The 23,054-nt window shown below is 71.6% G+C and carries 23 protein-coding genes; 12 read left to right on the plus strand and 11 right to left on the minus strand.

The window, feature by feature from the left end:
• The first annotated feature begins 136 nt into the window (after positions 1-136).
• Positions 137-1,426: a citrate synthase gene (locus tag OG447_RS12740; protein WP_266936600.1), complete on the plus strand. Its 1,290-nt coding sequence runs from the start codon at positions 137-139 to the stop codon at positions 1,424-1,426.
• Positions 1,427-1,804: 378 nt separating this feature from the next.
• Here the strand turns inward: OG447_RS12740 and OG447_RS12745 are convergent, their stop codons facing one another.
• The 5 genes from OG447_RS12745 to OG447_RS12765 form a co-directional block, all read right to left on the minus strand.
• Positions 1,805-4,054, minus strand: a complete 2,250-nt coding sequence (locus tag OG447_RS12745) for a cation-translocating P-type ATPase (RefSeq protein ID WP_266936601.1) — start codon at positions 4,052-4,054, stop codon at positions 1,805-1,807.
• A 121-nt stretch (positions 4,055-4,175) separates the two neighbouring features.
• Positions 4,176-4,409 carry a heavy-metal-associated domain-containing protein gene (locus tag OG447_RS12750; protein WP_266936602.1) on the minus strand — a complete coding sequence of 78 codons (234 nt, stop codon included), beginning with the start codon at positions 4,407-4,409 and terminating at the stop codon, positions 4,176-4,178.
• A 171-nt stretch (positions 4,410-4,580) separates the two neighbouring features.
• Positions 4,581-4,781 (minus strand): AlpA family transcriptional regulator, encoded by a 201-nt coding sequence (locus OG447_RS12755; RefSeq protein WP_266936603.1) that lies wholly within the window; start codon positions 4,779-4,781, stop codon positions 4,581-4,583.
• A 315-nt stretch (positions 4,782-5,096) separates the two neighbouring features.
• Positions 5,097-6,113: a Gfo/Idh/MocA family protein gene (locus tag OG447_RS12760; RefSeq protein ID WP_266936604.1), complete on the minus strand. Its 1,017-nt coding sequence runs from the start codon at positions 6,111-6,113 to the stop codon at positions 5,097-5,099.
• Positions 6,114-6,126: 13 nt separating this feature from the next.
• Complete coding sequence (locus OG447_RS12765) at positions 6,127-7,038, minus strand: sugar phosphate isomerase/epimerase (RefSeq protein ID WP_266936605.1); 912 nt, start codon at positions 7,036-7,038, stop codon at positions 6,127-6,129.
• 34 nt (positions 7,039-7,072) lie between these two features.
• On the opposite strand from OG447_RS12765, the gene iolC reads away from it, so the two are divergent.
• The 10 genes from iolC to OG447_RS12815 all read left to right on the plus strand — a co-directional run bounded on the left by iolC (position 7,073) and on the right by OG447_RS12815 (position 16,093).
• Entirely contained in the window at positions 7,073-8,065 is a 993-nt protein-coding gene (iolC, locus tag OG447_RS12770) for a 5-dehydro-2-deoxygluconokinase (protein WP_266936606.1), read from the plus strand.
• 7 nt (positions 8,066-8,072) lie between these two features.
• Complete coding sequence (gene iolB / locus OG447_RS12775) at positions 8,073-9,032, plus strand: 5-deoxy-glucuronate isomerase (protein ID WP_266936607.1); 960 nt, start codon at positions 8,073-8,075, stop codon at positions 9,030-9,032.
• Positions 9,029-10,903, plus strand: coding sequence for a 3D-(3,5/4)-trihydroxycyclohexane-1,2-dione acylhydrolase (decyclizing) (gene iolD / locus OG447_RS12780; protein ID WP_266936608.1), 1,875 nt, complete (start codon positions 9,029-9,031; stop codon positions 10,901-10,903). The genes iolB and iolD overlap by 4 nt, the downstream gene beginning before the upstream one ends.
• A gap of 11 nt (positions 10,904-10,914) precedes the next feature.
• Positions 10,915-12,414: a CoA-acylating methylmalonate-semialdehyde dehydrogenase gene (locus OG447_RS12785; protein ID WP_266936609.1), complete on the plus strand. Its 1,500-nt coding sequence runs from the start codon at positions 10,915-10,917 to the stop codon at positions 12,412-12,414.
• A gap of 207 nt (positions 12,415-12,621) precedes the next feature.
• Entirely contained in the window at positions 12,622-12,813 is a 192-nt protein-coding gene (locus tag OG447_RS12790) for a hypothetical protein (protein WP_266936610.1), read from the plus strand.
• Positions 12,797-13,324 carry a DUF6879 family protein gene (locus tag OG447_RS12795; RefSeq protein ID WP_266936611.1) on the plus strand — a complete coding sequence of 176 codons (528 nt, stop codon included), beginning with the start codon at positions 12,797-12,799 and terminating at the stop codon, positions 13,322-13,324. Before OG447_RS12790 ends, OG447_RS12795 begins: the two co-directional genes overlap by 17 nt.
• Complete coding sequence (locus OG447_RS12800; RefSeq protein WP_266936612.1) at positions 13,321-14,151, plus strand: helix-turn-helix transcriptional regulator; 831 nt, start codon at positions 13,321-13,323, stop codon at positions 14,149-14,151. Before OG447_RS12795 ends, OG447_RS12800 begins: the two co-directional genes overlap by 4 nt.
• 433 nt (positions 14,152-14,584) lie before the next feature.
• Positions 14,585-14,929 carry a hypothetical protein gene (locus OG447_RS12805; protein WP_266936613.1) on the plus strand — a complete coding sequence of 115 codons (345 nt, stop codon included), beginning with the start codon at positions 14,585-14,587 and terminating at the stop codon, positions 14,927-14,929.
• Between the two features lie 121 nt (positions 14,930-15,050).
• Positions 15,051-15,422 (plus strand): hypothetical protein, encoded by a 372-nt coding sequence (locus tag OG447_RS12810; protein WP_266936614.1) that lies wholly within the window; start codon positions 15,051-15,053, stop codon positions 15,420-15,422.
• 350 nt (positions 15,423-15,772) lie between these two features.
• The gene (locus OG447_RS12815) at positions 15,773-16,093 is read left to right on the plus strand and encodes a hypothetical protein (protein ID WP_266936615.1); all 321 of its coding nucleotides are present in this window, start codon (positions 15,773-15,775) and stop codon (positions 16,091-16,093) included.
• Positions 16,094-16,205: 112 nt separating this feature from the next.
• Here OG447_RS12815 and OG447_RS12820 read toward each other — a convergent pair whose 3' ends face one another.
• From OG447_RS12820 to OG447_RS12840, 5 genes are all read right to left on the minus strand, one after another.
• Entirely contained in the window at positions 16,206-17,258 is a 1,053-nt protein-coding gene (locus tag OG447_RS12820) for a DUF916 domain-containing protein (protein ID WP_266936616.1), read from the minus strand.
• 86 nt (positions 17,259-17,344) lie between these two features.
• Positions 17,345-18,640: a hypothetical protein gene (locus OG447_RS12825; protein WP_266936617.1), complete on the minus strand. Its 1,296-nt coding sequence runs from the start codon at positions 18,638-18,640 to the stop codon at positions 17,345-17,347.
• 287 nt (positions 18,641-18,927) lie between these two features.
• Positions 18,928-20,094 carry a S8 family peptidase gene (locus tag OG447_RS12830; RefSeq protein ID WP_266936618.1) on the minus strand — a complete coding sequence of 389 codons (1,167 nt, stop codon included), beginning with the start codon at positions 20,092-20,094 and terminating at the stop codon, positions 18,928-18,930.
• Between the two features lie 101 nt (positions 20,095-20,195).
• On the minus strand, positions 20,196-20,609 hold the full coding sequence (locus OG447_RS12835) for a GNAT family N-acetyltransferase (RefSeq protein ID WP_266936619.1): 414 nt from the start codon (positions 20,607-20,609) through the stop codon (positions 20,196-20,198).
• Between the two features lie 97 nt (positions 20,610-20,706).
• Positions 20,707-21,405, minus strand: a complete 699-nt coding sequence (locus tag OG447_RS12840; protein WP_266936620.1) for a 4'-phosphopantetheinyl transferase superfamily protein — start codon at positions 21,403-21,405, stop codon at positions 20,707-20,709.
• Between the two features lie 154 nt (positions 21,406-21,559).
• Here OG447_RS12840 and OG447_RS12845 point away from each other — a divergent pair, with 154 nt between their 5' ends.
• Complete coding sequence (locus OG447_RS12845) at positions 21,560-22,315, plus strand: thioesterase II family protein (protein WP_266936621.1); 756 nt, start codon at positions 21,560-21,562, stop codon at positions 22,313-22,315.
• Between the two features lie 37 nt (positions 22,316-22,352).
• On the opposite strand, the gene OG447_RS12850 is transcribed toward OG447_RS12845, so the two are convergent.
• Positions 22,353-22,877, minus strand: coding sequence for a hypothetical protein (locus tag OG447_RS12850; protein WP_266938983.1), 525 nt, complete (start codon positions 22,875-22,877; stop codon positions 22,353-22,355).
• Positions 22,878-23,054 lie beyond the last annotated feature (177 nt).

Below are 23,054 nucleotides of genomic sequence, written 5' to 3' on the forward strand. Positions count from 1 at the left end.
TGAGCAGCTTGGCGGCACTCAGTGCCGTCAAAAGCACCAAACGCCGACCCCGAGTGCACTCTCCTGCGCCAAATGGGGGAAGGTAGAGGCAGTCAGGGCACCTCGAAGAAGAGGCACTACGTCGGTGAGGGATGACGTGAGCGACAACTCTGTAGTACTCCGGTACGCGGACGGTGAATACACCTACCCGGTGGTCGAAAGCACTGTCGGTGACCAGGGCTTCGACATCTCGAAGCTGAGGGCCCAGACCGGGCTCGTCACTCTGGACAGTGGCTACGGCAACACCGCGGCGTACAAGTCCGCGATTACCTACCTCGACGGTGAGCAGGGCATCCTGCGCTACCGCGGTTACCCGATCGAGCAGCTGGCCGAGCGTTCGACCTTCATCGAGGTCGCCTACCTGCTGATCAACGGGGAGCTGCCGACCGTCGACCAGCTCGCGTCGTTCCGCAACGAGATCACCCAGCACACGCTGCTGCACGAGGACGTGAAGCGCTTCTACGACGGCTTCCCGCGCGACGCGCACCCGATGGCGATGCTCTCCTCCGTGGTCAGCGCGCTGTCGACGTTCTACCAGGACAGCCACAACCCCTTCGACGAGACGCAGCGCAACCTCTCGACGATCCGGCTGCTGGCCAAGCTCCCGACGATCGCGGCCTACGCGTACAAGAAGTCGGTCGGCCACCCGGTGGTCTACCCGCGCAACGACCTCGGCTACGTCGAGAACTTCCTGCGCATGACCTTCTCCGTGCCGGCCCAGGAGTACGACCTGGACCCGGTCGTGGTCGCGGCGCTCGACAAGCTGCTGATCCTGCACGCGGACCACGAGCAGAACTGCTCGACCTCCACCGTGCGTCTGGTCGGCTCCTCGCAGGCGAACATGTTCGCCTCGATCTCGGCCGGCATCTCGGCCCTGTGGGGTCCGCTGCACGGTGGCGCCAACCAGTCCGTCCTCGAGATGCTCGAGGGCATCAAGAACGACGGCGGCGACGTCGACGCCTTCATCCGCAAGGTGAAGAACAAGGAAGACGGCGTCCGCCTGATGGGCTTCGGGCACCGCGTCTACAAGAGCTTCGACCCCCGGGCGAAGATCATCAAGGCGGCGGCGCACGACGTCCTCTCCTCGCTCGGCAAGAGCGACGAGCTGCTGGACATCGCGCTCAAGCTGGAAGAGCACGCGCTGGCCGACGAGTACTTCGTCTCGCGCAACCTCTACCCGAACGTGGACTTCTACACCGGTCTGATCTACCGGGCCATGGGCTTCCCGACCGAGATGTTCACCGTGCTCTTCGCGATCGGCCGGCTGCCCGGCTGGATCGCCCAGTGGCACGAGATGATCAAGGAGCCGGGTTCCCGCATCGGCCGCCCGCGCCAGATCTACACCGGTGAGGTCCTGCGCGACTTCGTCCCGGTCGAGGCCCGCTGACCCGAGGCCCTTCTCCACCCGCGGCCCCAGGGCCGCACGCGAGGCATGCGAAAAGCGCCCCGCCGCCGATCCCCCCACGGGTCGACGGTCGGGGCGCTTTCCTTTTCCCCGGAACGGATTCCCCCCACGGGACCCGGACCGGGGCGTCAGTGTCTGCCGGGACCCGTTTCGGGTCGGGAGGGCCGCTCAAAGCTTCCCGCGGGCACGCGTCCCGGCCGGCTGATGCCGCGGACGTCCCCCAAGACCTCCGTGGAACGCCCCCCAAGACGTTCCTGGCATCGCCCCATTAGACCCGTGTCGACCCCGGATGGTTACGTTGCGATCACTGTGATCTGCGTCTCCCGTGAAGGAAGTGTGTGCGGTCCGGGGAGGTGATCACTAGCGGAAGGAGCGCAACCGGAGGCTGTTCGTCACCACGAAGACCGAGGAGAAGGCCATCGCGGCCCCCGCGATCATGGGATTGAGCAGTCCGGCGGCCGCCAGCGGCAGGGCGGCCACGTTGTAGCCGAAGGCCCAGAACAGGTTGCCCTTGATGGTGGCCAGGGTCCGGCGCGACAGCCGGATCGCGTCCGCGGCCACCCGCAGGTCGCCCCGCACCAGGGTCAGGTCGCCCGCCTCGATGGCGGCGTCCGTCCCGGTGCCCATGGCCAGGCCCAGGTCGGCCTGGGCCAGCGCGGCCGCGTCATTGACCCCGTCGCCGACCATGGCGACCGTACGGCCCTCCTTCTGGAGCCGGCGTACGACGTCCGCCTTGTCCTGCGGGAGCACCTCGGCGATCACCTCGTCGATGCCCACTTCGCGGGCCACCGCCTCGGCCACGGCCTTGTTGTCGCCGGTCAGCAGGACCGGGGTGAGGCCGAGCGCCCGGAGCCGGGTGACCGCCTCGGCGCTGGTCTCCTTCACCGCGTCGGCCACCGTCAGCACTCCGCGTGCCGCTCCGTCCCAGGCCACCAGGACGGCGGTGGCGCCCTCGGCCTCGGCGGCCGCCTTGGCCCGCGCGAGCCCGGCGGGGAGGGTGATCGACCAGTCGGCCAGCAGCCGCTCGCGGCCCACCAGGACGGCATGGCCCTCGACCACGCCCTGCACGCCCAGCCCGGGGAGACTGTCGAAGCCCTCGGGGACCGGCAGTTCACCGGCCCGGTCGGCCGCGCCGGTGGCGATGGCCCGGGCGATCGGGTGCTCGGAGGCGTGCTCCAGGGCTCCGGCCAGGCGCAGCAGTTCGTGCGCGTCGACGTCCGGGGCGGGGTGCACGCCGGTCAGGGTCATCCGGCCGGTGGTGACGGTGCCGGTCTTGTCCAGTACGACGGTGTCCACGCGGCGGGTGGACTCCAGCACCTCGGGGCCCTTGATCAGGATCCCGAGCTGTGCGCCCCGTCCGGTGCCGACCATCAGCGCGGTCGGTGTGGCCAGGCCCAGGGCGCAGGGGCAGGCGATGATCAGGACGGCCACGGCCGCGGTGAAGGCGGCGGTGGGGTCGTCGGTGATCAGTAGCCAGGTGACCCAGGTGCCGAGCGCGAGCAGCAGTACGACCGGTACGAAGACGCCGGAGATCCGGTCGGCGAGGCGCTGCACCTCGGCCTTGCCGTTCTGGGCGTCCTCGACCAGCCGGGCCATCCGGGCGAGCTGGGTGTCGGCGCCGACCCGGGTGGCCTCGACGACCAGCCGGCCGGAGGCGTTGACGGTGGCGCCGGTGACCGCGTCGCCGGCGGAGACCTCGACCGGGACCGACTCGCCGGTCAGCATGGAGGCGTCCACGGCGGAGCTGCCCTCGACGACCGTGCCGTCCGTGGCGATCTTCTCGCCGGGGCGTACGAGGAAGCGGTCGCCGACGGCGAGCGCGCTCACCGGGATGCGGACCTCCCGGCCCGCGCGCAGGACGGTGACGTCCTTGGCGCCCAGCTCCATCAGGGCCTTGAGGGCCGCGCCGGCCTTCCGCTTGGAGCGGGCCTCCAGGTAGCGGCCGAGGAGGATGAAGCTGACGACGCCGGCCGCCACTTCCAGGTAGATGGCCGAGGAGCCGTCCGTACGGGAGATCGTCAGGTCGAAGCCGTGCCGCATGCCCGGCATGCCCGCGTGGCCGAGGAACAGGGCCCACAGGGACCAGGTGAAGGCGGCCAGGGTGCCGACCGAGACCAGGGTGTCCATGGTGGCGGCGCCGTGCCGGGCGTTGGTCCAGGCGGCCCGGTGGAAGGGGAGCGCGCCCCAGACGACGACCGGGGCGGCGAGGGTCAGGGAGAGCCACTGCCAGTTGTCGAACTGGAGGGCCGGGACCATCGCGAGCAGGACGACGGGGAGGGCGAGGGCGGTGGAGACGAGCAGCCGCCGGCGCAGCGCGTCGAGCTCGGGATCGCGTACGGCCGCCGGGGTGCCGGCAGCCGGTTCCGGCTCGGGCGGCGCGGGCTCCTCGGCGGTGTAACCGGTCTTGACCACGGTCGCGATCAGGTCGGCGACCTGGACGTCCCCGGTGTAGGAGACGTGGGCCTTCTCGGTGGCGTAGTTCACCGTGGCCTCGACGCCGTCCATCCGGTTGAGCTTCTTCTCGATGCGGGCCGCGCAGGAGGCGCAGGTCATCCCGCCGATCGAGAGCTCGACCGCCGCTATGGGCCCGTCGTGCACTGTGCTGGTCATGTTCCGGCTCCAGGGGGAGGGCCGGGCCGTACGGAACCAGTATGAGCTGGCCGGTACGGCCCGGCGGGGTACTGCCGCGTGCTGCGGGGTGCTGCGTTGTGCTCCCGAAGGGAGGAGGTGCTCAGGCCCGGCCGGTGAGCTCGTACCCGGCCTCGTCCACGGCGGCGCGGACGTCCTCGTCGGCGAGCTCGGCGGCGGAGACCACGGTGACCTCGCCGGTCGCGGCGACGGCCTTGACCGAGCTGACGCCCGGCAGGGCGGAGAGTTCGCTGGTCACCGCGGACTCGCAGTGCCCGCAGGTCATGCCGGTCACCCGGTAGACGGTGGTGGTCTGGGTGTCCGTCTCGGCGGTCATGTCGTTCTCCTCTTCAGGGGCGTGTCCGGTCACCGGAGGGGCGGCGGATCCCCCCACCGTCCTCCCGACACCTCCAGACTATACCCCTAGGGGGTATCGAAGCGAGTATCCGGCGCCCCAGTTCCGCAATGGCCGATCGGTCCGGACCGCACGTGAACGGCGCGCCACGGGTCAGTCTTCGCGGCGGCCCCGGTTGCCGGGCCGGCGCGCCACCCACGCGCGGACGGTCTCGGCGTACCAGTAGGGCTTGCCGCCCTCCACGTGGTCGGGGGCGGGGAGGAGCCCGTGCTTGCGGTAGGAGCGCACGGTGTCCGGCTGGACGCGGATGTGGGCGGCGATCTCCTTGTAGGACCACAGTTGTCGGTCGCTCATCACGACACCTCCTTGTCCACGCCGCGGGGCCGGCCGGGAGGCCGTCGGGGGAGCCGGCGCGTGGACAGTGACGATCACTCGGGGTTGTGCCCAGGCAACGACGCCGGGTGAGGGCAGGGGAGGGGCTGTCGTCCGCCTGTGACGGAACACCCGCGTAACCCGGATATGCGTGACACAAAGGGGACCCCTGTGACAGATGCGCCACAGGGGTCGCCCGATTTCCGTGGGCCGGGGAGAGGAGGGGGGCCGGGCCGGGTCGGGAGGGGTTAGGGGTCGCCCGGGAGGGCCCGGTGGAGCCCGCCGCCGGAGGAGGGCTCAGCGCTGGTAGAGGGCCGGTCGCTCCACCAGTTCCACCAGGGTCCGCACGCCGCCGCGCGCGGCCGCCAGCCCCGCCTCCGAGACCGCGGCCGCCGCGTAGCCGTCCCAGGCGTCCGGCCCCGTCACCCGGCCCCGCGCGGCCGCCGCCACCCAGCGCCGCAGCTGGCGGTCGTAGGCATCGGCGAAGCGCACCGTGAAGTCCTGGTCGACCTCCCCGCCCCACCGGCCCCCGGACTGCACGACCATCGCGTGGCCGTCGCCGATCCGGGCCGTGCCGGACTCGCCGACCGCCTCGCACTGCACCTGGTAGCCGAAGCCGCAGTTGACGAAGATCTCCACGTCGACGACGGCCCCGCCGGAGGTCTCCAGCAGCACCAGCCGGGGATCGCGCAGCCCCTCCGGAGCCGCCGACGCGGGCCCGGGGGAGAGCACCGACACCGCCGTGATCTCCTGCCCCAGCAGCCAGCGGGCCGCGTCCACCTCGTGCACCACGGAATCGCTGATCAGCATGTCGCTCGTGAAGAAGGACGGCGAGGAGACGTTGCGGTGGCGGCAGTGCAGGAAGAGCGGCCGCCCGATGCCGCCCGCGTCCAGCAGCTCCTTCAGCCGCTCGTACTCGGCGTCGTACCGCCGCATGAACCCCACCTGCACCAGGCGCCGGCCCAGCCGGCGTTCCGCCTCCATCACGCGCAGCGCACCGGCCGGGTCCGGGGTCAGCGGTTTCTCGCACAGCACCGGAAGCTCCCGCTCCAGCGCGTGCAGGATCGCTTCCTCGTGCGCGGGCCCGGGGGAAGCGATCAGTACGGCCTGGACACCAGGGGCGGCTATCGCCGCCGCCGGGTCGGTGTGCGCACTCGCACCGTCCAGGCGGCCCGCGACCTCCTTGACCCGGTCCCCGTCCGGGTCGGCCACGGCCACCACCCGGGCCCCGCCCACGGTGCGGCCGATCCGGCGGACGTGGTCGGCGCCCATCTTCCCGGTGCCGATGACGGCGATACCGAGCGTGCTGGTCATGTCGGTTCCTCCTTCAGACGCCGCAGGAGCGCAGGTAGGCACGGGTACGGCGGGCGATCGGCAGCGGGCGGTCGGGCGGGCAGGGGTACATGTCCTGCTCCACGATGGCGAACAGGTCCACCCCGAGCCGCTGGGCCGCCGCCAGTACGGGCTCCAGTGCGGGCACCCCCGACGGCGGTTCGCACATCACCCCGAGGCCCACGGCGGGGCCGAACGGCAGCTGCCGTTCGGTGACTTCGGCGAGGATCTGGGGGTCCACCTGCTTGAGGTGGAGGTAGCCGATCCGCTCGGCGAAGGCCTCGATCGCCTCGACGCTGTCGCCGCCGCAGTACGCGTAGTGCCCGGTGTCCAGGCACAGGGAGACGAGCCCGGGGTCGGTGGCGTCGAGGAAGCGGGCCACGTTCGAAGGGGTGTCGATGTGGGTGTCGGCGTGCGGGTGGACGACGATCCGCAGCCCGTACCGGTCATGGACCTCCCGGCCCAGCCGCTCGGTCTGGGTGGTCAGTTCACGCCACTGACCGGCGGTGAGGGTGCGGTCCTCCCGTACCTCCCCGGTCTTGTCGTCCCGCCAGAAGGAGGGGATCACGACGAGATGGGCCGCGCCCATGGCCTGGGTGAGCGCCGCGATCCGCGACACGTGCGCCCAGGTGTCCTCCCACACGGCGGGCCCGTGATGGAGTCCGGTGAAGACGGTTCCGGCCGAGACCCGCAGTCCGCGCTTGGCCGTTTCCTCGGCGAGTCGGGCGGGATCCGTGGGCAGATAGCCGTAGGGGCCGAGCTCGATCCACTCGTACCCGGCGCCGGCGACCTCGTCGAGGAAACGCTCCCAAGGGGTCTGCCGGGGGTCGTCGGGAAACCAGACACCCCAGGAGTCCGGAGCCGAACCGATGCGGATACGGGTCAACGCGGGTGGGGAGGACGTCATAGCGGCCACCTTAGGCGGGAGACGAGGGAGACGAGTGGGAGGACTGACTGTGACCGGCACCGGCGATCCGTTCGCGTTCGACCTGATCACGATGGGCCGGATCGGGGTGGATCTCTACCCGCTGACGACCGGCGTACCACTGGCCGAGGCGGAGACCTTCGGCAAGTTCCTGGGCGGCTCCGCGGCGAACGTGGCCGTCGCCGCGGCCCGGCTGGGGCGGCGGGTGGCACTGATCACCCGTACCGGCGCGGACCCCTTCGGCGGGTATCTCCGCTCCGAGCTGCGGGGGTTCGGCGTGGACGACCGGTGGGCGACCGAGGTCGCCGGCCTCCCCACGCCGATCACCTTCTGCGAGATCTTCCCGCCCGACCGGTTCCCGCTGTACTTCTACCGGCTGCCGAAGGCCCCGGATCTGGAGATCGCGCCGGACGAGGTGGACCTGGAGGCGGTACGGGCGGCCCGCGTCTTCTGGATGACGGGGACGGGCCTGAGCGAGGAGCCCTCGCGGGCGGCGACGCTGGCGGCGCTGGAGGCCCGTGCGGGGGCGGGTGCCCGGTCGGGGACGACGGTGTTCGACCTGGACTGGCGGCCGATGCTGTGGCGGGAGAAACCGGGGCCGTACTACGAACGGGCGCTGGGGTGGGCGACGGTGGCCGTCGGGAACACCGAGGAGTGCGAGATCGCCACGGGGGAGTCGCAGCCGTACGCGGCGGCGCGGGCGCTGCTCGCCGCCGGGGTGGAACTGGCGGTGGTCAAACGGGGCCCGGAAGGCGTGCTGGCCGTCCACCGGGACGGGACGGTGGCGGAGGTCCCCCCGGTGAAGGTCGAGGTGGTCAACGGGCTCGGCGCGGGGGACGCGTTCGGCGGGGCGCTGTGCCATGGGCTGCTCGCCGGGTGGGAGCTGGAGCGGGTCATCCGTTTCGCGAACGCGGCCGGGGCGATCGTGGCTTCGCGGCTGGCGTGCTCTTCGGCGATGCCGTTCTCTGACGAGGTCGAGGGGGTGTTGGGGCGTGGCGGTGGTGTCTGAGTGGGGGATGTCCTGGACGAGGCTGGTGGTGCTCGACCTGGCGCCGGGGGAGGCGTACGCGCACGAGTGCGGGGAGTCGGAGTGGATCGTGCTCCCGCTCGCGGGCGGGTGCGAGGTCCGCTGCCGGGGTTCCGCCCCAGGCCCCGCGCCTCAATCGCCGGCGGGGCTTCAGGATCGGGGCTCCGCCCCGGACCCCGCTCCTCAAACGCCGGAGGGGCTGGATCATTCAGCCTCGCCGGCGTTTGAGGCGCGGGGGTCTGGGGGCGGAGCCCCCAGCAGCGGTCCGCAGACGTTCGAACTGCGCGGGCGCGACGGGGTGTTCGCGGGGGTCACCGACTTCGCGTACCTGCCCCGCGACGGCCACGCCGAAATCCGCTCGGCCGAAGGCGGGCGCTTCGCCCTCGCCGGGGCACGCTGCGAGCGCAGGCTCCCCGCCCGGTACGGGCCGGCCGGGGGCGTCCCCGTGGAGCTGCGCGGCGCGGGCCACTGCTCGCGGCAGGTCAACAACTTCGCCGCCGCCGGCCCGGCCGGCTTCGACTGCGACCGGCTGATCGCCGTAGAGGTACTCACCCCCGGCGGGAACTGGTCCTCGTACCCGCCCCACAAGCACGACGAGCACCACCCCGGCCAGGAGTCCCGCCTGGAGGAGATCTACTACTTCGAGATCGCCCCGCACGGGGACACCCCCGGGCTCGGCTACCAGCGCGTCTCCCCCTCCCCGGCGGGGAAGACCGACATCCTGGCCGAGGTGCGGACCGGGGACGCCGTGCTCATCCCGGACGGCTGGCACGGGCCGTCCATCGCCGCCCCCGGGCACGACATGTACTACCTGAACGTGATGGCCGGACCGTCCGGGCCCCGCGCGTGGCTGATCCGGGACCACCCGGACCACGGCTGGATCCGGGACACCTGGGCGGGGCAGGAAACCGACCCCCGGCTGCCCCTCTACCGCGCGGAGGACCGATGAGGCTCACCGTCGCCCAGGCCCTCGTACGGTTCCTGGGCTGTCAGTACACCGAGCGCGACGGCCGCAGGCAGCGGCTGGTCGCCGCCACCTGGGGGATCTTCGGGCACGGCAACGTCGCCGGCATCGGCCAGGCCCTGCTGGAGAGCGGCCCGCGGACGATGCCCTTCCTCCAGGGCCGCAACGAGCAGGCCATGGTGCACGCCGCCGTGGGCTACTCCCGCCAGTGCGGGCGGCTCTCCGCGCACGCCGTCACCACCTCCATCGGGCCCGGCGCCACCAACCTCGTCACCGGCGCCGCCCTCGCCACGATCAACCGGATCCCGGTGCTCCTGCTCCCCGGCGACACCTTCGCCACCCGGCCCGCCGATCCCGTCCTCCAGCAGCTGGAGGTCCCGTACGCGGGGGACGTCTCCGTCAACGACACCCTGCGGCCCGTCTCCCGCTACTTCGACCGGATCACCCGCCCCGAGGCCCTGGTCCCCGCCGCCCTCCAGGCCATGCGGGTGCTCACGGACCCCGTGCAGAGCGGCGCCGTCACCCTCGCGCTGCCGCAGGACGTGCAGGTGGAGGCGTACGACTGGCCCGAGGAGTTCTTCGCCGACCGGGTGTGGGGCGTCCGCAGGCCCCGGCCCGACCGTACGGAGCTCGCGGCCGCCGCCGAGGCCGTACGGGGCTCCGCGCGCCCCCTGGTCGTGGCCGGCGGCGGGATCCGGCACAGCGGGGCCCAGGCTGCGCTGGCCGCCTTCGCCGCGGCCACCGGGATCCCGGTGGCCGCCACCCAGGCGGGCAAGGGCGCCCTGCCGTACGACCACCCCGCGGACGTGGGCGGGATCGGGCACACGGGGACGGCCACCGCCGGCGCCCTGGCCCGGGAGGCCGACCTCGTCATCGCCGCCGGGACCCGGCTGACCGACTTCACCACCGCCTCCGCGACCCTGTTCCAGAACCCGGCCGTCCGGTTCATCGGCCTCAACCTCGACCCGTACGACGCCCACAAGCTCGCCGCCCGCCCGCTGGTCGCCGACGCCCGCGAGGGGCTGGACGCGCTGCGGGAGGCGGTTTCCGGCCACCGGGTGGATCCCGAGTACGAGACGGCGTACGGGCAGGCGAAGAGCCACTGGGAGGCCAGCGTCGACCGCGCCTACGCCCTGCCCGCCTCCGACGAGGACGCCCCGCCCACCCAGGCCCAGGTCCTCGGGCTGCTCGACGCCCTCGTCGACGGCACCGACATCCTGGTCAACGCGGCCGGATCCCTCCCCGGCGACCTGCACAAGCTGTGGCGGGCCCGCTCGGCCGACCAGTACCACGTCGAGTACGGCTACTCCTGCATGGGCTACGAGATCCCGGCCGCGATCGGGGTGGCGCTGGCCGCGCCCGGCCGGCCGGTGTGGGCGCTGGTCGGCGACGGGACGTACCTGATGAACCCGACGGAGATCGTCACGGCCGTCCAGGAGGGAATCCCGGTCAAGGTGGTGATCCTCGACAACCACGGGTACGCCTCCATCGGAGGCCTGTCGCAGGCGGTGGGCGGCGAGGGCTTCGGCACGGCGTACCGCTTCCGGGCGGCCGACGCCTCGTACACGGGCGACCCCCTGCCGGTGGACCTCGCGGCCAACGCGGCCTCCCTCGGGATGGCTGTGATCCGCGCCCGCACCGTACGTGACCTGCGGGAAGCCCTCGCCGAGGCGCGCTCGGCGACGCGTCCCACATGTGTCTACGTACAGACCCGAACGCCCGACACTGTGTCGGGCCCACCCCCGGCAGCGGCGTGGTGGGATGTTCCTGTGGCCGAGACCGCGACCCGCAAGGCGGCGGCCCAGGCCCGTGAAGAGTACGACCGGCAAGCCGCGCAGCGACGTCGCCATCTGTGAAGGAGCAAGGCATGAAGACCGTCAACCACTGGATCGGTGGCAAGACCGTCGAGGGCGCGTCGGGCAACTACGGCCCGGTCACCGACCCGGCCACCGGCGAGGTCACCACCCAGGTCGCCCTGGCTTCGGCCGAAGAGGTCGACGCGGCCGTGCAGGTCGCCAAGGAGGCCTTCCAGACCTGGGGCCAGTCCTCGCTGGCCGCCCGCACCAAGGTGCTGTTCGCCTACCGCGCCCTGCTGGACGCCAACCGCGACGCCATCGCCGAGCTGATCACCGCCGAGCACGGCAAGGTCCACTCGGACGCGCTGGGCGAGGTCGCGCGCGGCCTGGAGATCGTCGAGCTGGCCTGCGGGATCACCACGCAGCTCAAGGGCGAGCTGTCGACCTCGGTCTCCAACCGGGTCGACGTCTCCTCCATCCGCCAGCCGCTGGGCGTCGTCGCGGGCATCACGCCCTTCAACTTCCCCGCGATGGTCCCGATGTGGATGTTCCCGCTGGCCGTGGCCTGCGGAAACACCTTCATCCTCAAGCCGAGCGAGAAGGACCCGTCGGCGTCCAACAAGCTGGCCGAGCTGATGACCGAGGCCGGTCTGCCCGCGGGCGTACTGAACGTGGTCCACGGGGACAAGGTGGCGGTGGACGCCCTGCTGGCCCACCCCGACATCTCGGCCGTCTCCTTCGTCGGCTCCACCCCGATCGCCCGGCACATCCACACCACCGCCTCGGCCAACGGCAAGCGCGTACAGGCGCTGGGCGGCGCCAAGAACCACATGCTGGTGCTCCCGGACGCCGACCTGGACGCGGCGGCCGACGCCGCCGTCTCGGCCGCCTACGGCTCGGCCGGCGAGCGCTGCATGGCGATCTCCGCCGTCGTGGCCGTCGGCGCCATCGCCGACACCCTCGTCGACAAGATCCGCGAGCGCGCCGAGAAGATCAAGATCGGCCCCGGCAACGACCCGACCTCCGAGATGGGCCCGCTGATCACGGCCGCCCACCGCGACAAGGTCGCCTCGTACGTCAAGGGCGCGGCCGCGCAGGGCGCCGACGTGGTCCTGGACGGCACCGGCTACACGGTCGAGGGCAACGAGAACGGCCACTGGATCGGCCTGTCCCTGCTCGACAACGTCAAGACCGACTCCGACGCCTACCGCGACGAGATCTTCGGCCCGGTGCTGTGCGTGCTGCGCGCCGAGACCTACGAGGAGGGCGTGGCCCTCATCAACGCCTCGCCGTTCGGCAACGGCACCGCGATCTTCACCCGCGACGGCGGCGCGGCCCGCCGCTTCCAGCTGGAGATCGAGGCCGGCATGGTCGGCGTGAACGTCCCGATCCCGGTGCCGGTGGGCTACCACTCCTTCGGCGGCTGGAAGGACTCCCTCTTCGGCGACCACCACATCTACGGCAACGACGGCATCCACTTCTACACCCGCGGCAAGGTCGTCACGACCCGCTGGCCCGACCCCGCCGACGCCCCGGCCGGCGTGGACCTGGGCTTCCCCCGCAACCACTGACACCCCCCGCACGGCAGAACCCCCGGCCAACCCTCACCGGCCGGGGGTTCCTGCTGTCTTCGAAGCCGCCTGACCTCACGTAGGACGGTCCGGTCTTCCGAGTGCTCCCCAGGTCCGGTTTCCAGTAACGGAAACTCGAACCCCTTGTTCCTCCCGGGTGGAGCCCGCGAGCATCGGACACAACACCCGACAACGAGGGGGCAGCCTGTGAAGCTGACACGACTGGTGGGCTCGTGCGACGAGGGCGAGTGCCCCACCATCTACGCCACGGACCGGGGCACGCTCGCCATCCAGGGGGACAAGGTGGCTGACCACGGGCTGGAGATCCCGGCTCACGAAACCCTGGTGGAAATCCCCATCGAGCTCATCCGAAAGGCTATCAGTGACAACCTCATCTAAGACGCTGGGAGATTGGCTCAAGGACTTCGACCGCGAAGCCTTCCGCCTGGAGACCCTGGACGATTACGGCAAGTCGGGTGGAGTCGATGCCTATCACGCCTTCCTTGCCGGTGAGCCGCAGCCTGAGGAATACAAGGCGGCCGAATGGATGGCGACGGTCGGAAACGCTGTCCAGTCGGGAAAGCGAATCTATCGCGTCCACATCCTCGCCCGTCCGCTCACCGACTACCTCCGGTTCGAACTCTCCTGGGGGTATCGCCGGAACATGGCAGTGGGGGAAGAGTTCTTCATCCTGGACACCACGAGCCAGGAAAACCCGATTCCTGATGCCCCGGACTTCTGGCTCTTCGATGAGCGCACCGTCGGAGCCATGAGTTACGACGGAGAAGGTAAGTACCTGGGCGTTGACTTCCTCGGGGAAGACCAACTGTCCCGGTTCTTGGCGTACAGGGATGCGGCGATGGCTCAAGCCGTGCCGTTCCCTGAATGGTGGGCAAAGTACGGCGAGTGAACAAGTCAAGCCTTGGGTCAGCGCTGCGGGTATTGCGGGAGTCCTCCGGTCTGGAGGCCAAAGCGGTTGCCCGTGGCGCTGCCATGTCTCGATCCAAGCTGTCCAAGATTGAGAACGGGAACACGGCAGCAAGTGTCACGGACGTTGACTGCATCCTCACGGCTATAGGGGTATCAGACGAGGTCAAGGCCGAGTTCATGGCTGTCGCCAGAGAGGCTGCCACGGAAGTAACGGCCTGGCGACTGATCCGCCGACTCGGATATAGCCGCAAACAGCAGCAGGTGCAGTCCCTTGAGTCGCAAACGGCACTGCTGCGCTTGTTTCAGCCCTCACTCATTCCCGGGCTACTCCAGACACCCGAATATGTTCGGGCAGTTTTCGCGCGGAGGGGCCTGTCGGAAGTACAGGTTGAGCGCACCATCGGTGCGAGGCTGGCACGGCAAAGTGTTCTGTATTCGGAAGAGAAGGCCTTCCGTTTCGTCATCACGGAATCTGTCCTCCGGTGGCGCATCGTTCCACCCCTGGTGATGGTGGGGCAGCTTGACCGGCTGATTTCCGTCTCGCGGCTACCTAACGTCGATATCCGCGTTGTTGCGCTATCAGCCGCACAGGTGGATTTTCCAGGACACTCGTTCTCAATCAAGGACGAGCGCACGGTAACAATTGAAACGGTCCATGCAGAAACGGTCGTGACCGACCCCAGGGATGTTGCCCTGTACGTATCCAAGTTCGAAGGATTCAGCCGGACTGCGGTGGCCGGCGACGATATGCGGGCCCTGATCGAAGCCATCCGAGACGGGTTTTTGCGCGAACAGGAAACAGGCTAGGAACGCCTTCCGCTCCCGGTCACTATTGCTGCCGACGCAGCGAAGGTGACGTGAAGGGACGCGGTGATGGCGGAAACGACGGCACAGCAGCAGGCGGCGAAACTCTTTCCAAACCCTTGGGCTGTGGCACCCGCGAGTTGCGATCAGTGCCAGAAGTACGCACGCATCCGCGCTCTGGCCAAAGGCCCCTGTAGGGGCACGGTCGTCGCGGACATGAACGTATTGATCCGGAGCCACGCCGCTCAGGGGCACCGGTGACCATGACCTTGCGTGTCTCCCATGACGGCGGCCGCACCTTCGGTGGAGCGGTTGTGTACCCGACCGACCGTACGGAGAAGCCGCTCACCCCGGCGGCGTCCGCCCGGTGGCCGCCGTGCCAGTGCCCGCGCTGCCGCACGAGGGCAACCGCACCCAGCCGGGAGGAGGCGCAGCCATGACCGACCCCGGAGACAAGTCCGGAGGTACCGGTGGGGACCAGGCCCTTGCCTTCCTCAAGGTGATGGGAGACGCCCGCGCGTTCGACATGACCCCCTCGACCACCGTGGACCCGGGCTGGCACTCGTTCGCCCTGCACACGCAGGCGTACCGCTCCTGGTGTCTGGAGCAGTTCGGGTACTTCCTCGACCACGAGCCGAAGGCCACTGTCCGCACGCGGCCCCTGATCGGCTCCGTGGTGGACCGCGTCCGGGCCGCCGGGTTCCACGTGGATGAACGCCTGTGGGGCGCCTCGAAGGACTGCAATCCGCCCGCCTGCTGTGGTGACGGCGACGGCCGCTGATCCCGTCTAGGAGACGAGCCTCGGGTGCGGCCAATGCGCCCGGGGCTCACCCCGAACAGAGGTATGGCGCATGCCAGTTGAAGAGACCCTGTCTGGACAGGGCAGAGTCACGGTGTTCAGGATGTTCGGCACCGTCTTCGGCTACACCACACACTCCCTTGACGACCGGAACCTCGGGGAAGTCGCCGTGGTCGGCCCCCTGACCCCTGGTGTCGGGCGGGGCCGGTTGTGGCAGATGGCCCGGACGATGTGTCGTCCTTCCGAAGGGGAGGGCGAGCATGCCCGCTGGATCATGGCGCAGGCGAACCGCTCGTTCATCTGCGGTAGCGACGTGGTGGTGAAGTTCCCCCGGGGCGCGTGGAAGCTGGCACGGGGCAAGCGCGCCGACCTCGGCGGCTACTGCAACCGCGAGCACCTCTGGACAGGGGCCTTGACTGTTGAAGAGGTCACCCCGGACCAGGTGGCGGCCTACGAGTCGATCTACCAGGCGTAGCTGGAACGAGTTGAGAGAAGCCCCTTCGGTACTCGCAGGTCAAGGCCCCCGCCCGCGGTGCCATGGAGGGGCCCAACTCACCCACGAGGCACGGGAGTTCATCGAGCCGTACTTGCCGATCGGTAGGTTCGGCCCGTATCCCGCAGGAAGTGCGGAGATTTCGTGCCCAGACATCGAAGAGTGCCCTTGCTAATCGTGCACGGACAATCATCAGGAGCATGAAGAAGACACTTGCTGTCGCCTCGCTCGCCCTGGCCGCTGCCTTCGCCTTAGCCTTACCCGCGGCGGCAGACCCAGCTCCCCCTGGGGACACCACTCCCCCCGGGAACACCCCGGCGCTGGGATGCAGTGTGACCTTGGTTGACCTCACCAATCCCCCGCTCGGCTTCCCCGTCGAGCAGGTCAGGGACTTGGCGAAGCAGCTGGGCCTGCCCGACCTTCCCACCGTCCTCGGTGCGGGCTGCGACACACCTCAACCGACCAACCAGGTCGACGGCGTCCACCCCTACCCCCACCCCGGATCCGGCCCGGTCATCCTCCGCAAGGGCGCAAACTCCTCGACCCAGCAGTACTGCATCAATTCGGTCAGTGTCCTCGTGCCGAGCACGCAGATGCTCACGGTGGTCGGATCGGATTGCCACCTGCAAGCGAACCCGATCGTCGTCCCCTAGGGCCTGTATCTGGTCGTGATCAGAGGGTGGACTGACACCCCCGCCCCACCACCCCGTACCGCAGCCCCCCGGCCAACCCTCACCGGTCGGGGGTTCCTGCTGTCCGTACCGGTCATCTCGCCGCCAGGTGCGGCTGCGGCTGGGGTTGTTGCGGGGTGCGTCGGCGACGGCGGCGCAGGGTGAGGAGGGCCAGGGCGAGGCCCGTCAGGGTCAGGGCGGCGCCTGCGGCGGGCCAGGGGACGGCCACGAACTCCGCCTCGGAGCGTGAGAACAGGTCGGGGTGGGTGGTCGCGCCGGCGCTGATCCTCACGGTGACCCAGTCCAGCTGGGGTGCGTCCGGCCACGGTTCGGTCAGCTCCACGCGCTGGCCCGGGAGGAGCACCAGCTTCAGTTCGCGGGCCGGCCGGTCCAGGACCCGGCGCCCGAACAGTCCCTCGGCGGAGACCGTCACCTTGGGCTCGACGACCACGTTGCCCCGGTTCACCAGGGCGTACGAGACGGTGGCGCGGGCGTCGCGGACCCAGGGCAGCAGCGGGGCCGACCGGCTGACCTTCACGTCCTCCACGCTCAGCCCCGGGGTCAGCGGACCCGGCACCCGGAAGTACAGCCGGGCCCCCACCGAGCGTTTCACCCCGACCTGGACCTTGCCCTCCTTCTGCAGGCCCTCCACGGCGGTGCCCAGGGCGACGATCCCGCCGACGTGGTCGCCGGGCGTCGCGTCCGCCGGGACCTTCACGGTGAAGGGGATGTCCTTGCGGCCCTTGGCCGGCACGGTGACCGTCTGCGCCGTCTCCGGCGGCAGCGATATCCAGGTGCCGACGTCCTTGGGCGCGGTCTCCACCGGCAGCAGGGCGAAGGCGCCGCCCGACGGGGTGTTCACGGCGTCGGTGGCGAAGATCTGGAAGGTCAGGTCCTGGTCGGAGGAGTTCAGGACCGTCGCACTGTCGCTGACCGTGGTGCCGGCCGCGCCCTGGTGGAAGAAGTACGCGCGGTCGGTGACCGGCGCACCGGCCGGGGGCGTGGGGAAGACCCCCCAGGTCCCGTTCTCCGCGGCCGCGGCGGGGCCCGCCGCCGGGAGTAGCAGCCCCAGCGGGCCGAGGAGACCGAGCAGGCCGAGGAGCAGCCCGTAGCGGAGGGTGCGGGCGGTGCGGGTGCGGGTGCGCATGGGCGGTCTCCAGCCGGGGCCGACGGGGGAAGGGTGGCGCGGCGCCGGAGCGCCGCGCCACCCTGGAGGGAGCGGGGCCGTACGGGTCAGGCGATGGAGAAGGTGACCACCGACCGGTAGGTGTCGGCGAACATGAACGGCGGGAGCTGGATCATCCCCGCGCCGCCGACGGCGAACTCACCACCGGTCAGCTCCTCCCCGCCCGCGGCCTGGGAGGCGACCTTCATCGGGGTGTCCGAGACGGCCCCCGGCGCACCGGCGGTGCAGGTGCTCGGGCTGTCCGCGTTGGTCACGGTGCAGGACGGCTGGATGCCGAGCTGCGCCTTGGCCATGGTGTGGCCGGTCGTCTCGTTCAGGAACGGCGTACGGGTGGCCGTGACGTCCCAGCCGAGCGTGCCGCCGCGGAAGTCCTGGACGGACATCGCGGTGAACTGGCCGACGACCGACTGCGGCTTGCCGTTGATGGTCACCTTGCCGAAGCTGACGGCCGGGTTGCCGCTCTGCGGGCCGATGGCCAGCGGACCGGGCAGCACCTCCACGTCGAGCGGGTTCTTCACGCCCGGCTGGTCCTCCAGGAAGACGAAGTCCTTGTACGGGGTGATCGCCCCGTCGATCCGGATCTGGTCGGCCTTCTTGGTGACCGTGACCTCACAGGTCGCGGCGCCCGCCGCGGTGGCCGTGCCGTTGCCGGTGTCGCCGGTCGGTGCGCCCGCCAGCAGGGCGGAGCAGGTGACGGGCCCGGCCGGGAAGTTGGCGCCGGTGACGGTGACCGGGGTGCCCGCCTTGCCGCTGTTGGGCGTCAGCTTGGTGGTGACCGGGTCCTTGGGCAGCGCTTCCACGGCGATCGAGCCGAGGGCGGCGCTCGGGCGCGGTGCTGGGACGCAGGTGGTGGTGAAGACCGAACCGGAGAGGTCCGCGTCGGTCACCGCCAGGTCGAGGGCGACCGGGACGATGGTGCCCTCGCTGCCGTCCGGGATCGTGATGGTGCCCGAGAACGAGGCCGGGTCGAGGGGCTGTCCGGCCACGACGGTGACCGTCTCGGGCGGGCTGGTGACCACCTGGGTGGTCGTCCCCACCTTGAGGGTGATCTTGGAGGTGTTCACCGTGGTGACGGAGAAGCTGGGGATCAGCGGGCTCGCGCCCGGGTCGATCGTGATCGGGACGACGTCGCCGGCCTTGGCGCCGTCGGGCAGGGTGACCGTGAAGTTCTGGTTGCCCGAACCGTCCGGCTGCGGCGCCGGGGCGTCGCAGTTCTCGAAGACGGGGGTGGTCTTGGTCGCGGCCTGTGCGGTCCCCGACAGACCCACCACACCGCCCGTCAGGGCCAGGGAGAGGGCCCCGGCCCCCGCCAGCACTCTTCGTCTGAGCATTCTCGTACTCACAGGGTCGCGACTCCTTCGTCATGACGAACCCCTCCCCCCACCCGCTGTGTGGGGGAGGCCGAGCCGGTGCGGTGGCCGATATTGACGCGTCGCGGTGATGAGAAGTCAATGGATTGTTTTCGCCCGAAGCACACACACATTGATGTCCCATCAGGTCAGGTCCGGCGCGGGAGCTGTCCGTGGGATGGGTGGGACGGGCCGGGCGGGGCGGGCCGGCCGGGCGGGGCGGGCCGGGCGGGCGGGGCGGGCCGGGCGGGCAGCGGTCCGGCCCTGCGCCCGGCGCCCCCTCAGCGTGCGGTCGGCGTGTGCAGCAGCAGGTTCGGCGTACCGGCCGGGAGCGCGGTGATCGCGTCCGGCACGGCTCCGCGCAGCAGTGCCTCGGACACCTGCGCCGGGGTCCGCGCCGCCGTGCCCGCCAGGACCAGCGCGGCGGCGCCCGCCACGTGCGGGGCCGCCATGGAGGTGCCGGAGGACCGGGCCGTGGCGGTGGCCGAGCCCTTCCAGGCCGAGGTGACGGCCACGCCCGGCGCCGAGAGGTCCACGCAGGGGCCGTGGTTGGAGAAGGGCGCCCGCCGGTCCTCGGCGTCGGTCGCGCCGACGGTGAGGGCCTGGGGGACGGCCGCCGGGGAACCCCCGCACGCGTCCTCGCCGTCGTTCCCGGCGGCCACCGTGACGGTGATGCCGGAGGCGACGGCCCGCTTCACCGCCCTGTCGAGGGCGACACTGCGGGTTCCGCCGATGCTCATGTTCGCCACCGCCGGGGTGCCCGGGGTCTTGGCGGCGTCCTTCACCAGCCATTCGAGTCCGCCGACCATCGCCGAAAGCCGCGCGGCGCCACGGCAGTCGGCCACCTTCACGGCGACGAGCGAGACCCCCTTCGCGACCCCGTACGTCTGCCCGCCCGCGGTCGCCGCGACGTGCGTGCCGTGGCCGTTGCAGTCCCCGGAGGACCCGAGGAACACGCCGTTGTAGCCGGACCGGGCGCGGCCGCCGAACTCCTGGTGACTGATGTTGATACCGGTGTCCACGATGTAGACGGTGACGCCCTCGGCCGTGGTGGCGTACGTGTACGAGTCGTCGAGCGGGAGCCGGCGCTGGTCGATGCGGTCCAGCGGCCAGGGCGCCTGCGGCTGGGTGCCGGTGGTGTGGAACTCCGTGTCCGGCTCCACGGAGGCCACCCGCGGGTCGGCGGCGAGGACGGCGGCCCGGGCGGCGGTGGTGCGGACGGCGAAGCCGTGCACCACGGTGTCGTAGACGAGCCCGACCTCGTCCCCCGCCTCCGCCGCCTCGACGGCGAGCGCGCGGGTGGGGGCGCGGGGGGTGCCGTCCGCCAGGATCACGACGTAGGGGGCGGTGGGGGTCTCGGCGGCGGCGGTGCGGGGCGGCAGGACGGTGGCCGCCGCCAGCAGGGCGGCGGCCGGGAGGAGCGTGGTCAACGCGGTCGATGCGGTCATGCGGCCGATGCTCGGCGAGCGCTGCCGCGGGCGCGCGGAGGGTGCGCCGAGTGGGCGCACGACACGCCGCCGCAGGGGCTACGCCGACGGCACGGCAGTGGCTACGAGGTGATGGCCCAGCCGCGCATCGAGAAGACGCCCTCGTCGCGCGCGCCGGCCGAAGTGTAGGTGGCCAGGGCGGCCTCGTTGTCGGTGTCGACGCCCACCCACATGCCGTAGCAGCCGCGCGCCTTCGCCTCCTCGGCAAGCGCCAGGGTCAGGGCGCGGCCGATGCCCAGGCGCCGGTGCCCCTCGTCGACGGAGAGCTCGTACAGGCACATCTCGGTGCCCTTGTCGGGGTGGGTCATCTCGACGCCGGAGACCATGCCGACGGGTACGCCGTCCACGTAGGCGAGGAGCATCAGGTGCCCCGGCGCGGCCAGGAAGCGCTCGCACCAGTCGGCGCGGGCGGGGCCGTCGAAAAGACCCTCGGCGGCTTCGAGTTCGGCGGCGGTACGGGCCCGGCGGATGTCCATGGCGGCCACGATAACGACGGCACGGAACCCGGGGAATCCGATTTCGGTCCGGCCCGGCGGACGGCGCCGCGAGCGGTCCGGCGGCCGGGGCGCCGCGCTACGCGCGCAGGGCGAGGGCCGCCGCGTAGCCGGTGGGGGCCGGGAGGTCCGTCAGGGTCCAGCCCGGGACGCGGGCCGGGGCGGCGCCGGAGCCGACGTACGGGTCGGCCAGGCCGAGCGCCAGCCCGGTGCCCGTGGCCTTGAGGTACGCCTCCTTGCGGGACCACACCCGGGCCAGCGCCGTCCGGCGGTCCGGCTCCGGGAGGGCGGTCAGCTCGGCGGTCTCCGCCGGGTGCAGGGTGTTCAGGATGTCGGCGACGGCGGCTGCGCCGGGGATCCCCTCCACGTCGATGCCGACCGGCACCCCGGCGAAGGCGAAGTAGGCCACGTCCGCGCTGTGCGAGAGGGAGAAGTGGAGCGCGCCGCCGGCCACGGCGGGACGGCCGTGCGGCCCGCCGCAGCACGGGCAGTCCTCCCGCACCAGGGTGACCTTCTCCGGGGCCAGCCCCAGATAGCCGCCGAGTAGTACGCGCAGTCCCACGTGCGAGGCGAGGTAGCGGCGCCGGTCGCCCTCCCGCAACAGCCGCCCCGCCCGGTCGCGTTCGGCCGCGTCCAGCATCGCCGTCGCCCCGTCGAGCGGGTGCCCGCCGACCACGTCACGCGTGATGTCCAGGGACCACACCGCCGCGTCCGCACCCCTGGGGAGGGCCCCGGTCCGCGGTGCGTCGCCGTCGAGCTGGTTCACGTATCCGATCACCCGATGAGCCTAGACGAGCGGCCTGCCGGGCGCAGGGGGGTGTCCGCCCGACGGCAGGGCGACCCGGACCGGGGAGACGCGCGGCGGGTCCCTGGGCGAGACTGCGGTGAGCACGGACAGCCGACCCGACGACCGACCCGAGGTGCGCACGAGCATGACGACAGGCCTGGACAGCAACAGGTGGTTCCGCAGGTACCCCGCGACGGCCGCGCCCCGACGCCGGCTGGTGGTCCTGCCGCACGCGGGCGGCTCCGCGAGCTTCTACCACGCCTGGGGCCGCGCCTTCGACGGTGAGACGGAAGTCCTGGTGGCCGCGTACCCGGGCCGGCAGGAGCGGTTCGCCGAACCGTGCATCGACCGCATGGACGTGCTCGCCGACGAGGTCACCGCGGCGCTGCTGCCCCTCGCCGGCATACCCCTGACGCTCTTCGGCCACAGCATGGGCGCCTCGCTGGCCTACGAGGTGGCGCTGCGCCTGGAGGCGCGGCACGCCGTGCGCCCCGCCGCCGTCCACGTGTCCAGCCGCAGGGCCCCGCACCGGCTGACCCAGCGCAACCTCTACCTGGCGGGGGACGCGGCCCTGCTCGACGAAGTGCGCATGCTCGGCGGTACCGCCACCGCGCTCCTGGACGATCCGGACGTCCAGGAACTCGTGCTGCCCGCGCTCCGGGCGGACTTCACCATCGTGGGCACCTACGGCCCGCGCAGCGCCGTCCCGCTCGGCTGCCCCGTCCACGCCTGGATCGGCGACGCGGACCCGAACACCCCGGTGCGGGAGATGGAGGCCTGGGGCGATGTCGCGCCCCGCGGGTTCCAGCTGCGGGTGCTGCCAGGCGGCCACTTCTACCTGGTCGAGCAGCACGACGCGCTGGTACGCGGGATCGCGGAGCAACTGGTCCCCGTCGGCTGACGAGGCCCCCGCGCGGCGGCCGGCCACGCCCCCGGGCTCAGCGGCCGGGCGGCTGTACGCCGCCCCGCCCCGCGGGAGTTCGGGGCGGCGCGCCCGGTGAGGAGGTGCCGTCCGTCCAGGCGTACACGTGCTTGCCGCGCACGGCGACCTGGTATTGGCGGACGTCGCGGCACTCGGCGCGTTCCTCGCCGGCGGTGTCGCCGGGCCACCACCGGGCAGCCGGCTTCGGACCGGGCATCGGCTTCGGCGTCCCCGCCGCGCACCGGGGGCCGTCCAGCGGGGTCGCCCCGAGCGTGAAGCGGATCAGCCTGGCCTCGCCGCCGGTGTGCACCCGTATTCGGACGTCGGTGGCGTCCCCGGGTATCCAGGACGGCAGGACGAACGGGCTCCGCCCCCGGGTCGGCGCGTCGGCGGCGCTCGCGAAACGCCTGCCCTTCTCCTGGAACACCCGCTCGTCGATCGTCTCGGTCACGGGGTTGGGCGGGAGGTTGGGCAGCGCGAAGGCGGCGCTGGCGAGGGCGCCCAGGATGGCGGCGACGATGACGAGCGGGCGGCGGTTCATGCCCTCCAGTCTCGGCCGCCGGGCCCCGATACCGCGTCCCTCCGCAGGACGAACCGAACCCTCGCCGCAAGTCGCACACGCACTCATACCTGAGTCCCGGCCCTCCCCCTCGGGAGGGAGGGCCCGAGCGGACCGGGACGGCGCGGAACGCCTCAGGACGGCGTGGAACGTCTCGGA

Source organism: Streptomyces sp. NBC_01408 (genome assembly GCF_026340255.1).
In the GTDB taxonomy this organism is placed as follows: Bacteria; Actinomycetota; Actinomycetes; order Streptomycetales; family Streptomycetaceae; genus Streptomyces.